General features: G+C 72.1%; 12 protein-coding genes and 2 pseudogenes. 12 read left to right on the top strand and 2 right to left on the bottom strand.

Annotation, left to right across the window (positions count from 1 at the left end):
- Positions 1 to 9 precede the first annotated feature (9 nt).
- The 12 genes and pseudogenes from OG332_RS09360 (at position 10) to OG332_RS09305 (ending at position 10,475) form a co-directional block, all read left to right on the top strand.
- Positions 10 to 402, top strand: coding sequence for an FKBP-type peptidyl-prolyl cis-trans isomerase (locus tag OG332_RS09360; protein WP_319730908.1), 393 nt, complete (start codon positions 10 to 12; stop codon positions 400 to 402).
- A 120-nt stretch (positions 403 to 522) separates the two neighbouring features.
- On the top strand, positions 523 to 1,479 hold the full coding sequence (locus OG332_RS09355; RefSeq protein WP_327413011.1) for a helix-turn-helix transcriptional regulator: 957 nt from the start codon (positions 523 to 525) through the stop codon (positions 1,477 to 1,479).
- A gap of 149 nt (positions 1,480 to 1,628) precedes the next feature.
- Positions 1,629 to 2,597 (top strand): helix-turn-helix transcriptional regulator, encoded by a 969-nt coding sequence (locus OG332_RS09350; RefSeq protein ID WP_327413010.1) that lies wholly within the window; start codon positions 1,629 to 1,631, stop codon positions 2,595 to 2,597.
- A gap of 14 nt (positions 2,598 to 2,611) precedes the next feature.
- Positions 2,612 to 2,839 carry a hypothetical protein gene (locus OG332_RS09345; RefSeq protein ID WP_327413009.1) on the top strand — a complete coding sequence of 76 codons (228 nt, stop codon included), beginning with the start codon at positions 2,612 to 2,614 and terminating at the stop codon, positions 2,837 to 2,839.
- Positions 2,840 to 2,865: 26 nt separating this feature from the next.
- Positions 2,866 to 3,066: a hypothetical protein gene (locus OG332_RS09340; protein ID WP_327413008.1), complete on the top strand. Its 201-nt coding sequence runs from the start codon at positions 2,866 to 2,868 to the stop codon at positions 3,064 to 3,066.
- A 168-nt stretch (positions 3,067 to 3,234) separates the two neighbouring features.
- Positions 3,235 to 3,531, top strand: a complete 297-nt coding sequence (gene tatA / locus OG332_RS09335; RefSeq protein WP_327413007.1) for a Sec-independent protein translocase subunit TatA — start codon at positions 3,235 to 3,237, stop codon at positions 3,529 to 3,531.
- Positions 3,532 to 3,578: 47 nt separating this feature from the next.
- A complete protein-coding gene (tatC, locus tag OG332_RS09330) occupies positions 3,579 to 4,535 on the top strand; it encodes a twin-arginine translocase subunit TatC (protein ID WP_327413006.1) in 957 nt (318 codons plus the stop codon).
- A 45-nt stretch (positions 4,536 to 4,580) separates the two neighbouring features.
- Positions 4,581 to 5,026 (top strand): annotated as a pseudogene (locus tag OG332_RS09325) (hypothetical protein).
- Between the two features lie 46 nt (positions 5,027 to 5,072).
- A complete protein-coding gene (locus OG332_RS09320; protein WP_327413005.1) occupies positions 5,073 to 7,913 on the top strand; it encodes a DEAD/DEAH box helicase in 2,841 nt (946 codons plus the stop codon).
- A gap of 90 nt (positions 7,914 to 8,003) precedes the next feature.
- The gene (locus OG332_RS09315) at positions 8,004 to 8,666 is read left to right on the top strand and encodes a TetR/AcrR family transcriptional regulator (RefSeq protein WP_327413004.1); all 663 of its coding nucleotides are present in this window, start codon (positions 8,004 to 8,006) and stop codon (positions 8,664 to 8,666) included.
- A gap of 73 nt (positions 8,667 to 8,739) precedes the next feature.
- Entirely contained in the window at positions 8,740 to 9,366 is a 627-nt protein-coding gene (locus tag OG332_RS09310) for an RNA polymerase sigma factor (RefSeq protein WP_327413003.1), read from the top strand.
- Complete coding sequence (locus OG332_RS09305; protein WP_327413002.1) at positions 9,366 to 10,475, top strand: CU044_5270 family protein; 1,110 nt, start codon at positions 9,366 to 9,368, stop codon at positions 10,473 to 10,475. Before OG332_RS09310 ends, OG332_RS09305 begins: the two co-directional genes overlap by 1 nt.
- On the opposite strand, the gene OG332_RS09300 is transcribed toward OG332_RS09305, so the two are convergent.
- Together OG332_RS09300 and OG332_RS09295 are read right to left on the bottom strand one after the other, a co-directional pair.
- Positions 10,447 to 11,445, bottom strand: coding sequence for a pseudouridine synthase (locus OG332_RS09300; protein WP_327419154.1), 999 nt, complete (start codon positions 11,443 to 11,445; stop codon positions 10,447 to 10,449). The genes OG332_RS09305 and OG332_RS09300 overlap by 29 nt on opposite strands.
- 510 nt (positions 11,446 to 11,955) lie before the next feature.
- A pseudogene (locus OG332_RS09295) lies at positions 11,956 to 12,837 on the bottom strand (serine hydrolase domain-containing protein); the annotation flags it as partial.
- Positions 12,838 to 12,854 lie beyond the last annotated feature (17 nt).

The raw sequence follows: 12,854 nt of genomic DNA, 5'->3' as shown, positions 1-12,854 counted from the left end.
TTCGTACGTATGAGGAGCAGTTCCGTGAGCGACAAGCTCGAGAAGCCCGAGATCGACTTCCCCGAGGGCGAAGCCCCGAAGGACCTCGTCATCGAGGACATCTGGGAGGGCGACGGGGCCGAGGCCAAGGCCGGTGCCATGGTCTCCGTCCACTACGTGGGCGTGGCCTTCTCCACCGGCGAGGAGTTCGACGCTTCGTGGAACCGCGGTTCCGCGCTGCAGTTCCCGCTCGGCGCCGGCCGCGTCATCGCGGGCTGGGACCAGGGCATCGCGGGCATGAAGGTCGGCGGCCGTCGCAAGCTGACGATCCCCGCCCACCTCGCCTACGGCGACCGCGGCGCGGGCGGCGCGATCGCCCCGGGCGAGACGCTGATCTTCGTCTGTGACCTGATGGCCGCCTGATTCACCGGCAGTCACTCCGAGGGCCCCCGCCGTGAGGCGGGGGCCCTCGCTTTTGTCCGGGACCGCCGGGGCGGTACGGTCAACGGTCACGAGTGTGTCGAGAACGGGGGAAGGGCGTCGATGGCGATTGCCAAGGCCGAGCGGCTGATGAATCTGGCGCTGTGTCTGCTGGGGACCCGCCGGCCGCTGAGCAAGCGCGAGTTGCGCGGTTCCATCGAGGCCTACATGGAGGCCGGCAACGACGAGTCCTTCAACCGCATGTTCGAGCGGGACAAGGACGATCTGCGGGAACTCGGCCTGGTCATCGAGACGGTGGAGAACCTGGACGGCGAGACCGGCTACCTGGCCCGCCGGGACAGCAACCGGCTGCCTCCCGTCTCGCTGGACGCCGAGGAGGCCGCCGCCCTGGGGCTGGCGGCCAAGGTCTGGCAGCAGGCCCGCCTGGCGGGGGCCGCCAGCGGGGCCCTGCAGAAGCTGCGCGCGGGCGGGATGCCCGAGGCGGGCGACCCCTACGAGGGCCAGCACAGCGCCATCGAGCCGCGCATCCCGGTCCACGAGGCGGCCTTCGAGCCGCTGATGCTGGCCTGCCGGGACCGCCGGCCGGTGGTCTTCGACTACCGCAAGTCCACCGCGGCACGGCCCGAGACCCGGCAGGTGGAGCCCTGGGCGCTGGAGTGCTGGCGCGGTCACTGGTACCTGGCCGGCTACGACCGGGACCGCGGGGCGGAGCGGGTGTTCCGGCTGTCGCGGATCACCGGCAAGGTGCGCTCCCGGGCGGCCAAGTACACGGCGGAGGTACCCGACGTGGTGACCGTGCGGGAGACCGTGGCGAGCTGGGCCGGGGAGAGCGCGGACCGCTCCGCGCTGATCCGGCTGCGCGCGGGTGCGGGCTACCCGCTGCGGGCCAAGGCCACCGCGGTGCGCGAGGGTGCGGACGGCTGGGACGAGCTGGAGATCCCGTACGGGCACGGGCTGGACGCCTGGCTGGTGGAGTTCGGGCCCGACGTCGTCGTGGTCGGGCCCGCCGACCTGCGCGCCGACGTGATGGACCGGCTGCGGGCCGTGGCCAAGGCCTGACCCGGTGCGCGGGGGCGGCGCCCGCGTCCGCCGCCGCACCGTCCGGGATCCGCTCCGTCCGAGAGCCGGATCCGAGAGCCCGATCCGAGATCCGCCAGCTTCGAGACCTCCACATTCGAAGACGTGCCCTGAGGGGGAGACGTACCAGCATGGCTGCCAACGCCATCGACCAGACCCGCCGGATGCTGTCCCTGGTGACGTACCTGCGCGAGCGCCCCGGGGCGCACGTCGCCGACGTCGCCCGCGCCTTCGGGATCACCGAGGACGAGCTGATCTCGGACCTCGACGTGCTGCCCATGTGCGGGACCAGCTTCCGGGGCGGGGACCTGCTCGACATCGACACCGACGGGGAGCGCATCTGGTGGCGCAACCCCGACGCTTCGGGGGAGTCCACCGCCGAGCCGCTGCGGCTGGCCGCCGACGAGGCGACCGCGCTGCTGGTCGCCGCGCGTGCCGTGGCGACCCTGCCGGGGCTGCGCGAGAGCGACCGGGAGGCCCTGCTGCGGGCCACCGCCAAGCTGGAGGCGGCCGCGGGCGAGGCGGCCGGGGCCAGCTCCCGGCTGTCGGTGACCTTCGAGTCGGAGGGCGGGGTCTTCGCGGACGTCGACCGGGCCATCGCGGAGCGCCGGCGGCTGTGGCTGCGCTACTACTCGCCCGCGCGCGACGAGCTCACCGAGCGCAAGGTCGACCCGATCCGGCTGTTCGCGGTGGGGCACACGTACATGGAGGGGTGGTGCCACCTCTCCGAGGCCCGGCGCACCTTCCGGCTCGACCGGGTGGCGGAGATCCGGCTGCTGGACGAGCGGGCCGAGCCGCCGGCGATCGAGCCGCGCGATCTGTCCGAGGGCCTGGTCCAGCCGGCCGCCGAGGACCCGGAGGTCGTCGTCGAGGTGGGGCCGGGCGGGCGCTGGGTCGCCGAGTACTACCCGCACGACAGCGCGGAGGAGCTGGCCGACGGAGGCCTGCGGATCACGCTGCGCAGCCCGGATCCGGCTTCGCTGCGCCGGCTCGCGCTGCGGCTCGGGCGCGAGGGGCGGATCGTCGCCCCCGCAGAGCTGGCGGAGAGCGCGCGGAGCGCGGCTCGAGAAGCACTCGCGGGGTACGGGGAACAGGTCTGAGGGGAGCGCGGTCGATGTCGCCAACGTCAGGGCCCGTCGCCTTCAAGGCCTCCTGTCCCGACTGCCGGGCGCGCTTCGAGCTGGACGCGGGCGCCCTGCGGCTGGCCATCGGCGGCAGCCGGCGGGCCACCTTCTACTCCTTCACGTGTCCTGAATGCGGTGCCTCCGTGCGTAAACCTGCTGGTGAGCGCATTGTGGAGCTGCTGACGGGCGGTGGCGTGAGCACCCTGCGCAGCATCTGAGGCGGGTGGTGGCCTAGGCTCGGCCCATGCTGTGGCCGATGTTCGCAATTGCCCTGGGCTTCCTCGGAGTCGCCGTGCTCGCCGTGCTGGCGGTGCGGGTCTACGCGGAGGTGCGCAGACTCTCCGTGCAGGTCGCGCAGGCCAGCCGCCGGATCACCGATGCCTCGGGCGATCTGGAGCGGGCGGCCGCGGACCTGGCCAGGGCGGGCCGCGACGTGCGACCGTAGCGAATGAGACGGGCGTGTGACCGGGGGATTGACATCCGGCCAGGACGCAAGACGGGGGACGCCGGGGGATTGCCGGGCGTTAACCCCCTGGGGTTACGATCCTCGGTAGAGACAGTCCTGGGCGCCCGTGCCGTTGTGCTGTGAACCTCGGAGAAAAGGAAGATACCTATGTTCGGCAACCTCAGGGGTTGGGAAATCTTCGTCATTCTCGGAGTCATCATCTTGCTGTTCGGCGCCAAGAAGCTCCCCGACATGGCCCGCTCCCTCGGCAAGTCGGCCCGCATCCTCAAGAGCGAGGCCAAGGCCATGAAGAAGGAAGGCGAGGCCGAGGACGCGGCCACCGCCACCACCGTCGCGGACCAGTCCGCGCAGCAGCCCGTCGCCCCGCGCACCATCCAGGCCGCCCCCGGTGACGTCACCAGCTCCCGCCCGGTCAGCGAGCCGAACCGCACCGCCCAGGGCTGACGCACGCCGTACGCGCCAGTCATCTGCAACGAGACAAGGGACGTGGGTTGCTCAAGTCTGCCCGCAAGCAGGGGAAAGCGGACAAGGACGCCGAAGGGCGGATGCCTCTTGTCGAGCACCTGCGTGAGCTGCGAAACCGTCTGCTGAAGTCGGTCCTGGCGATCCTGGTGATCACCGTCATTTCGGCCTTCTTCTACAGGGAGATCATCAACTTCCTGCTGAAGCCGATGCTGGACTCCGTCGGCTGCAGGGACGGTGTGGTGACCCAGCGCAACGGCCAGCCCTGCGCCGACATGACCGTGAACGGTCTCATCTCGGCGTTCTCGATCGCCCTGAAGGTCTCGCTGATGTCCGGTGTGGTGCTGTCCGCGCCGGTGTGGCTGTACCAGCTGTGGGCGTTCGCCGCGCCGGGCCTGCACAGCCACGAGAAGAAGTACGCGCGGAGCTTCGTCGCGGTCGGTGCGCCGCTGTTCGCGGCCGGCGCCGTGCTCGCGTACAAGATCCTTCCGCAGACCGCGATCATCATGCTGGAGTTCACTCCCGATCACGCGCGCAACCTGCTGCCGGTCGACGACTACCTCGACCTGGTCAGCCGCATGGTGATCGTGTTCGGCCTGGCCTTCGAGCTGCCGCTCCTGCTGATCCTCCTGAACTTCACGGGTGTCCTCACCGGCAAGCGGCTCGCCGGCTGGTGGCGGGGCATGGTCCTCGGCATCACGGTCTTCGCCGCCTTCGCGACCCCCACGGGTGACCCGCCGACCATGCTCGCGCTGGCCCTGCCCATCGTGGCCCTCTACTTCCTGGCCCTCGGCATCTGTCTCCTCAACGACCGCAGGCGCCGGCGCAACGACCCCGACGCGGGTCTGAGCGACGACGAGGCCTCCGAGCTGGACCTGACCCCGGCGCCCATCGGCGAGCTGGAATCGGTGTCCGCCCCCGCCGCGCTGCCCGGCCAGGCCGACGGCGGACGCCAGCGGATCAACGGTTACGACGACGCCACCTGACAGGTACGCCCCCAGCTACCGCTGGGAGGTGTCCCCCCACGCTGGGTGAGCTCTGAGATCACCCTCTTCGTCCATCCCACCGCGGGCCGCGGCCGGGGCGCGCACGCCGCGCAGCCGGCCGCTTCCGCGTTGCGGGCGGCCGGCTTCTCCGTACGGACGGTGGTGGGCGCGGACGCCGAGGACGCTCCCCCCGGACGGAGTCCGGGGGAGGATCCTCCTACGGCGGCATGAGGATCTGTGCGGAAGCCGTCCCCGACGACGGGCTCTTCGACGTCACGGTGGTCGGCGACTGCAGCCGGGCCACCCTGCTGTCGGTGTTTCCGCAGGTCTGCAAGGGCAGGCACCTGAGCCACTCCAAGGTGAGCGTCCACCGGGACCGGAAGATCACCCTGGAGGCGCCGGGCCTGACGGCGTACGCGGACGGCGAGCCGCTGGGGGCGCTGCCGGTGACCGCGGAATGCGTCCCCGGAGCGGTCCGGCTGCTCGCTTAAATGATCGCGACTGTTGTCAGAGGTGGCGGGTAGGCTCGACAGCAAGATGACCGAAGAACTCTCACCCGCCGAGCGGTACGCCGCTGCCCGGATCCGCGCCGCCGAAGAGGCCACTGCCCTGGCCCCCTTCCGCGAGATGTACGACTTCGATCTGGACCCGTACCAGGTCGAGGCCTGCAAGGCACTGGAGGCCGGCAAGGGCGTCCTCGTCGCCGCCCCTACAGGCTCGGGCAAGACCATCGTCGGCGAGTTCGCCGTGCACCTGGCCCTCCAGCAGGGTCGAAAGTGCTTCTACACGACGCCGATCAAGGCGCTGTCGAACCAGAAGTACGCCGACCTCGTCAAGCGCTACGGCGCCGACAAGGTGGGCCTGCTGACCGGCGACAACAGCGTGAACTCCGAGGCGCCGGTGGTCGTGATGACCACCGAGGTGCTCCGCAACATGCTGTACGCGGGCTCCCAGTCGCTGCTCGGCCTCGGCTACGTCGTCATGGACGAGGTCCACTACCTCTCCGACCGGTTCCGCGGGGCCGTCTGGGAGGAAGTGATCATCCACCTCCCCGAGTCGGTGACCCTGGTGTCCCTGTCGGCCACCGTGTCGAACGCCGAGGAGTTCGGCGACTGGCTGGACACCGTCCGCGGCGACACCGAGGTGATCGTCTCCGAGGAGCGGCCCGTCCCGCTGTGGCAGCACGTCATGGCCGGCCGCCGGATCTACGACCTCTTCGAGGAGGAGTCCGACCACGGCGGCCGCGGCTCCGCGCGCCGGGAGGTCAATCCCGACCTGCTGCGCATGGCGCGCGAGGAGAACAGCCGCACCTACAACCCGAAGGACCGGCGGCGCGGCAAGATGGTCCGCGAGGCCGACCGCGAGCGCGAGCGGCGCTCCCGCGGCCGGATCTGGACCCCCTCCCGCCCCGAGGTCATCGCCCGCCTCGACGGTGACGGGCTGCTCCCTGCCATCAACTTCATCTTCAGCCGGGCCGGCTGCGAGGCCGCCGTCCAGCAGTGCCTGTTCGCGGGACTGCGGCTCAACGACGAGTCCGCGCGGCTCAGGGTCCGCGAGATCGTCGAGGCGCGGACCGCCTCCATCCCCACCGAGGACCTGCACGTCCTGGGGTACTACGAGTGGCTCGAAGGGCTGGAGCGGGGCATCGCCGCGCACCACGCGGGCATGCTGCCCACCTTCAAGGAGGTCGTGGAGGAGCTGTTCGTCCGCGGCCTGGTGAAGGCCGTCTTCGCCACCGAGACCCTGGCGCTGGGCATCAACATGCCCGCGCGCACGGTGATCCTGGAGAAGCTGGTCAAGTGGAACGGCGAGCAGCACGCCGACATCACCCCCGGCGAGTACACGCAGCTGACCGGCCGGGCCGGGCGGCGCGGCATCGACGTCGAGGGCCACGCGGTGGTGCTGTGGCAGCGGGACATGGACCCGGCCGGGCTCGCGGGGCTCGCGGGTACCCGTACGTATCCGCTGCGCTCCAGCTTCAAGCCCTCTTACAACATGGCCGTGAACCTGGTCAGCCAGTTCGGGCGGCACCGCTCGCGCGAGCTGCTGGAGACCTCCTTCGCGCAGTTCCAGGCCGACCGCTCGGTCGTCGGGATCTCCCGGCAGGTGCAGCGCAACGAGGAGGGCCTGGAGGGCTACCAGGAGGGCATGACCTGCCACCTGGGGAACTTCGAGGAGTACGCGCAGCTGCGCCGCGACCTGAAGGACCGGGAGACGGACCTGGCCAAGCAGGGCGCCGCCCAGCGCCGGGTGCAGGCGGCCAGTTCGCTGGAGAAGCTCAAGCCGGGCGACATCATCCACGTGCCGACGGGCAAGTTCGCCGGGCTCGCGCTGGTCCTGGACCCGGGCGTGCCGGCCGGGCGGGTCAACGGCCACCGCGGGTACGAGTACGCGGAGGGCCCGCGCCCCCTGGTGCTCACCGCCGAGCGGCAGGTCAAGCGGCTCGCCGCGATCGACTTCCCGGTCCCGGTGGAGGCGCTCGACCGGATGCGGATCCCCAAGACCTTCAACGCGCGCTCGCCGCAGTCCCGTCGGGACCTGGCCTCGCAGCTGCGGAGCAAGGCCGGGCACATCACGCCGGAGCGTCGTGCGCGCGGCCGGGCCGCGGCGGCCGACGACCGCGAGATCGCGCGGCTGCGTTCCGAACTGCGGGCGCATCCCTGCCACGGCTGCGACGAGCGCGAGGACCACGCCCGCTGGGCGGAGCGCTACCACCGGCTCAAGCGGGACACCCTGCAGCTGGAGCGGCGGATCGAGGGGCGGACGAACACCATCGCCCGTACCTTCGACCGGATCCACGCGCTGCTGACCGAACTGGACTACCTGCGCGAGGACGAGGTCACCGTGCACGGCAAGCGGCTCGCCCGGCTGTACGGGGAGCTCGACCTGCTGGCCTCCGAGTGCCTGCGGGCCAAGGTGTGGGAGGGCCTGAGCCCGGCCGAACTGGCCGCCTGCGTCTCGGCGCTGGTCTTCGAGGCGCGGCAGTCCGACGACGCGGTCGCACCGAAGGTGCCGGGCGGCGCGGCGAAGGAGGCGCTGGGCGAGATGGTCCGCATCTGGGGCCGGCTCGACGCGCTGGAGGAGGAGCACCGCATCAACCAGGCGGAAGGCGTGGGTCAGCGGGAGCCGGATCTCGGCTTCGCGTGGGCGGCGTACCAGTGGGCCTCCGACAAGAGCCTGGACGAGGTGCTGCGCGAGGCGGAGATGCCGGCCGGTGACTTCGTGCGCTGGTGCAAGCAGGTCATCGACGTGCTCGGGCAGATCGCGGCGGCGGCCCCCTCGGCCTCCGGCGAGAGCGGGAGCACGGTGGCGCGCAACGCCCGCAAGGCCGTGGACGCCCTGCTGCGGGGCGTAGTGGCCTACAGCTCGGTCGGCTAGCCGGTCTTGGGGCTTCCTCCGAGAACGGGGCCGGCCTGATCTGATCTCTTGCCATGATCGAATCGTCGTGCTCTGTGCGACGATCGGTCCATGAGTGGGGGAACAGACGAGGGCCCGAGACGGGTCGGTCGGCCACGCGCCGACCGGCTGAGACCGGAGAGCGGCCGGCCGCCGCGCGAGGAACTCCTCTGCGCGGCGGCCGAGTTGTTCACCGTCCAGGGGTACGCGGCGACCACCACGCGGGCGGTCGCCGGGCGGGCCGGAATGCGCCAGGCCACGATGTACCACTACTTCGGCGGCAAGGAGGAACTCCTCGCCGAACTGCTGGAATCCACGGTCGCGCCCTCGCTGGTACTGGCCCGCCGGCTGCTCGCCGAAGACGGACGGCCCGCCGCGCGGCGGCTGTGGGAGCTGTGCCGCTCCGATGTGCTGCTGCTGTGCGGGGGCCCGTACGACCTGGGGGCGCTCTATCTGCTGCCCGAGGTGGGCGGCGCGCGCTTCCCGCAGTTCCGCCGGATGCGCGCGGAACTCAAGCACGCTTACCGGGTGTTGCTCGGCGGGACCTGCGCCGGCGCCGAACTGGCCGGGGACGGGGCGGGGCTCGCGCTCCGCAACGACCTGGTCTTCGGACTCATCGAGGGTGTCATGCTGATCCACCGGGCCGATCCGGCGCGGCCGGTGGGGGCCTTCGCGGAGGCCACGGCCGACGCCGCGCTGCGGATCGCGGGCCTCGGCCCGCCCGGGGGCCGGTGAGCCTTCCGGCTGTGGCGCAGGTCACGGGAACCCGCCCCCCGGTGCCGGACAGCCGACAGGAGTGACCACAGAAATGCGAACCCGGGTGCGGTCCGGGGATCCCGACGCCTTCGCGGAGCTGTTCGACGGCTATGCCCGCACCGTGTACAACCATGCCTTCCGGCTGACCGGGGACTGGTCCGTCGCGGAGGACGTCATGTCGGCCGCCTTCATGGAGGCGTGGCGGCTGCGCGCCAGGGTGGACCCCGAAGGGGGCTCGCTCCGGCCGTGGCTGCTGGGCATCACCACCAATCTCGCCCGCAACCACGGCCGGAGCAACCGGCGTTACCGGGCCGCGGCCGCGGCCGCAGCAGGCGCCGCGGCGGCCGCGGCCGTGCCCGACCACGCGGACGAGGTGGCCGGACGGCTCGACGACCGGCAGCGCATCGCCGTCACGCTGAGCCGGCTGAGCGTGCTGCGCAGGCCCGAGCGCGAAGTCCTCCTCCTGTGCCTGTGGGAGGGCCTGGAGTACGCCGACGCCGCGCGGGTCCTCGGCATTCCGGTCGGCACCGTCCGCTCCCGGCTGTCGCGGGCCCGCACCAAGCTGCGCAAACTCGCCGACGCGGAACTGAAGAAGAACAGACGGGAACCCGGCGGTCGCCCGCGACAGACACATGGCGACCGCGCGAACGCGATCCGGTCCGCACAGGAGGGAATCTGATGAACGCCAACCTTTCCCAGCCCCAGCCCGGCGAACGGGAGGAGTGCGCGCGTCTCCTGCCGCCCGTCGAGCGGGAACTTCCGGCGGACCGCCACCGGTTCCACAGGGAGCGCCTCATGGCCGTGATCCAGGACGACCTCCGCGACCGCCGCTCCGCCGACGCCGCCCCCGCCCGCACCGCGAAGCAGCTCGGCCCGCAGCTGCGCCGTGCGATCCTCCTGCCGGTGGCCGTCTGTGTCCTGGCCGGCACGATCGTGGCCGGCGTCCAGGTCCTGTCGGAGCAGGGCGGCACGGACGGCCCGGGCTCCGGGGTCGCCACGGGCCCGGTCCTGACCACCCGGATCGGCGCCGCGAACCCGGCCGGGGCCGCGCAGCTCCTGGACCGGATCTCGCTCGCGGCGGCCGAGGTCTCCGGGCCGGCGGTGCGCAAGGACCAGTACATCTACATCGGTGTGCAGTCGGCCCACACCTACGTGCGGACCGACCACGGCAAGAGCACCGTGGTCAGCGAGCAGCCGCACCTGCGCCAGACCTGGAACTCCCCGGACGGAGCCAGGGGCTGGCTGATCGAGCCCGGCAACACCGGCCCCGAGGGGGTCACCCTGGCCGGGAAGACCGAGAACGGCGGGCCCCGGAAGCCGTACCTCAACGCGCCCGCCCACGACTACCTCGCCACGCTGCCCACCGACCCCGACGTGCTGCTGCAGAAGATCTACACCGAGACCGAGGGCATGGGCAGGACCCCCGACCAGGAGGCCTTCACCACGATCGGTGACCTGCTGCGTGAGAGCCACCCGCCGGCCGCCCTCACGGCCGCGCTCTACAAGGCCGCCGCGAAGATCCCCGGCGTGCTCCAGGTGGACGAGGCGGTCGACGCCGCGGGCCGCCACGGGATCGCGGTCGCCCATCTGGACGAGACCTCCGGGCAGCGCACGGAATGGATCTTCGACAAGGACAGCCTCGTGTTCCTCGGCGAACGCACGGTCCAGGTCAGCGGCAGCTCCGGGGAGCAGGGCCTGATCAAGCCCGGCACGGTCGTGTCCACCAGCGCCGTGCTGACCCGTGCGGTCGTCGACCGGATCAAGGAGACTCCCGCGGGATCCCGCTGACCGGCTCGGTACCCGCCTCCCAGCCGGCGCGGTCGTGCCAGGCCTGCAGGGTGCGGCCGCTCTCGAACCGGTGGAGGGACCCGGTGACCGGGTCGGTGAACTCCAGGAGCCGGGCCAGGAGCTGCAGCGGCCTGCGGTAGTCGTCCGGGGCGGGATCGGTGACCCGGGGATACACCGGGTCGCCCAGGATGGGCAGGCCCAGGCCGTTCATGTGCACCCGCAGCTGGTGGGTGCGGCCGGTGTGCGGGGTCAGCCGGTAGCGGCCCAGGTCCCCCCGGGTGCCGGTCAGTTCGATCAGGCTCTCGGCGTTGGGCTCGGCGCCGGGCACCTCGGTCGCCGCGATCACCCCGCGGGCCTTCTCGATCCGGCTGCGGACCGTGCGCGGGAAGGTGGGGGCGAGCGCCGGGTCGTGGGGTGCGAGTGCCTCGTACTCCTTGTGGACCTCGCGCCGCTGGAAGAGCAGCTGGTACGCGCCGCGGTCCTCGGGCCGGATGCTGAACATCACCAGCCCCGCCGTCAGCCGGTCCAGCCGGTGCGCCGGGCTGAGCGCGGGCAGGTCCAGCTCCTCGCGGAGCCGGGCCAGGGCGGTCTCGGTGATGTGGCTGCCGCGCGGGGTGGTCGCCAGGAAGTGCGGCTTGTCCACGACCAGCAGGTGCAGGTCCCGGTGGACGACGCGGACCGCGAAGGGCACCCGCGGCTCGGGCTCCATGTCCCGGTGGAACCACAGGTAGCCGCCCGGCTCGTACGGGTCCCGCGCGTGCAGGACGCGCCCGCCGGGGCCGAGCACCCGGCCGGCGGCCAGCAGGCGCGCGATGGAATCGGCGCCGCGGGTGCCGGCGTAGCGGGCGGTGAGGTAGCCGCCGAGGTCCGGCCAGATCCGGTCCGGGTCGGGCGGCAGCCGCAGCCGGACCGGGTCGATGCCGGCCCGCTGGGGGAGGGGCGAGGGGGGTGCCTGGGCTCTGCGTCTCATCGGGGGACAGGCTATGCGGCTACTGCTGGGTGAAGGTGCCCAGGTGGTTGACGTCGAGGTACTCGACGCGGAGCGTGCCGTCGGCGAAGACCACCCCGGTGCGGCCGACCGCGTTCTCGCCCGTCGTCTCGAAGCTGAAGGTGTCCCCGTCGTAGTGGGCGAGCGGGAAGCGCAGCGGCTTCGGGCCGAGGGCCAGGGTGAGCGCGCCTCGTCGGCCGCGGTCACGGTCGCCTTGCCGTAGTACGGGTTGTCGTAGGTGCCGGTGTACGCGGCGCTGTCCCGGGCCGGCTTCGCGCCGGCGGGCGGGTGGGCGTAGTCGGTGGTGGAGCGGCCCGGGTCCTCGAGCGCCTGGGCGTAGGCGGAGCCGGCCAGGGCGAGCCAGTCGGTGCTGACCTTGCCGTGCTCGGCGAAGTCGAAGAAGTCCAGGGCCACGGCGTCGGGGAGGCCGACCGGGGCGCCGTTGGTCAGGACGACGATGCCGAGCTTCTCCAGGGGGAGCATGGTGACGTTGGTGTTGGCGCCGAGTTCGAAGGCGCCGGAGTGGCTCAGGCGCAGGCGGCCTGCGCCGTCGTAGCCGACGTTCCAGCCGAGCCCGTAGAAGCTGGTGGTGCCGACCGCGTTGGCCGGCTGCGACACGATCTCGGGCAGATGGGTGCGGGCGAGGGTGTCGGCGGGGACGATCCGCTTCCCGTCGAGGGTGCCGCCGGCCAGTTGCAGCCGCAGCCAGCGGGCCATGTCGGTGGCGGTGGAGCTGACACCGCCGGCCGGGGCCTGGGCGTCCGGGTCGCGGACGAAGCGGGGGCTCCAGGTGCCGTCCGGGTTTTTGACGTGGGTGGAGGCGTGGTCGGGGGAGTTGATGAAGGCGGAGAACTCGGTGCTCGTGCGGGTCATCCCGGCGGGCTTGAACAGGGTGTCCGCGCTGAGCTTCTGCCAGCTGCTCCCCTTGGCGCGGGCCACGGCCTCGGCGGCCGCGGTGAAACCGAAGTTGGTGTAGGCGTAGCTCGCGCGGAAGGGGGCGAGGGGTTCGAGACGCAGGTGGTCGAGGATGTACGACTGGTCGTAGCCGAGGTCTTCGAGGAGGTCGCCCGCGTGGTCCGGCAGGCCGCTGCGGTGCGAGAACAGGTCGGTGGTGGTGACGTGGTCGGTGACCCAGGGGTCCTTGAGGGAGAACCCGGGGAGGACGGTGTGGCGGTCCCACTCGTCGGGGCCGGTGAGGGCGCCGGCCACCACCGTGGAGGAGACGGGCTTGGAGAGGGACGCGATCTGGAAGGCGGTGTCGGGGCCGACCTCGGCGCTCTCGCCGGTCCTGCGCAGCCCGTAGCCCTTGATGTGGACGACCTCGTCGTCGTGGACGACGGCCACGGACACGCCGGGGACGCCGGTGCGGCGCATCATGTCCGTCACCGTGC

This window comes from Streptomyces sp. NBC_01233 (assembly GCF_035989305.1).
Lineage (GTDB): Bacteria > Actinomycetota > Actinomycetes > Streptomycetales > Streptomycetaceae > Streptomyces.
The sequence above is the reverse complement of the archived record's forward strand: the minus strand, read 5'-3'. Positions and strand labels throughout refer to the sequence as shown.

Bases quoted from the DNA above. Each gene is read 5' to 3' on its own strand.
- OG332_RS09345 (WP_327413009.1), top strand. From the start codon at position 2,612: ATGTCGCCAACGTCAGGGCCCGTCGCCTTCAAGGCCTCCTGTCCCGAC.
- OG332_RS09360 (WP_319730908.1), top strand. From the start codon at position 10: ATGAGGAGCAGTTCCGTGAGCGACAAGCTCGAGAAGCCCGAGATCGAC.
- OG332_RS09350 (WP_327413010.1), top strand. From the start codon at position 1,629: ATGGCTGCCAACGCCATCGACCAGACCCGCCGGATGCTGTCCCTGGTG.
- OG332_RS09315 (WP_327413004.1), top strand. From the start codon at position 8,004: ATGAGTGGGGGAACAGACGAGGGCCCGAGACGGGTCGGTCGGCCACGC.
- OG332_RS09340 (WP_327413008.1), top strand. From the start codon at position 2,866: ATGCTGTGGCCGATGTTCGCAATTGCCCTGGGCTTCCTCGGAGTCGCC.
- OG332_RS09300 (WP_327419154.1), bottom strand. From the start codon at position 11,445: ATGAGACGCAGAGCCCAGGCACCCCCCTCGCCCCTCCCCCAGCGGGCC.
- tatA (WP_327413007.1), top strand. From the start codon at position 3,235: ATGTTCGGCAACCTCAGGGGTTGGGAAATCTTCGTCATTCTCGGAGTC.
- OG332_RS09310 (WP_327413003.1), top strand. From the start codon at position 8,740: ATGCGAACCCGGGTGCGGTCCGGGGATCCCGACGCCTTCGCGGAGCTG.
- OG332_RS09305 (WP_327413002.1), top strand. From the start codon at position 9,366: ATGAACGCCAACCTTTCCCAGCCCCAGCCCGGCGAACGGGAGGAGTGC.
- OG332_RS09320 (WP_327413005.1), top strand. From the start codon at position 5,073: ATGACCGAAGAACTCTCACCCGCCGAGCGGTACGCCGCTGCCCGGATC.
- OG332_RS09355 (WP_327413011.1), top strand. From the start codon at position 523: ATGGCGATTGCCAAGGCCGAGCGGCTGATGAATCTGGCGCTGTGTCTG.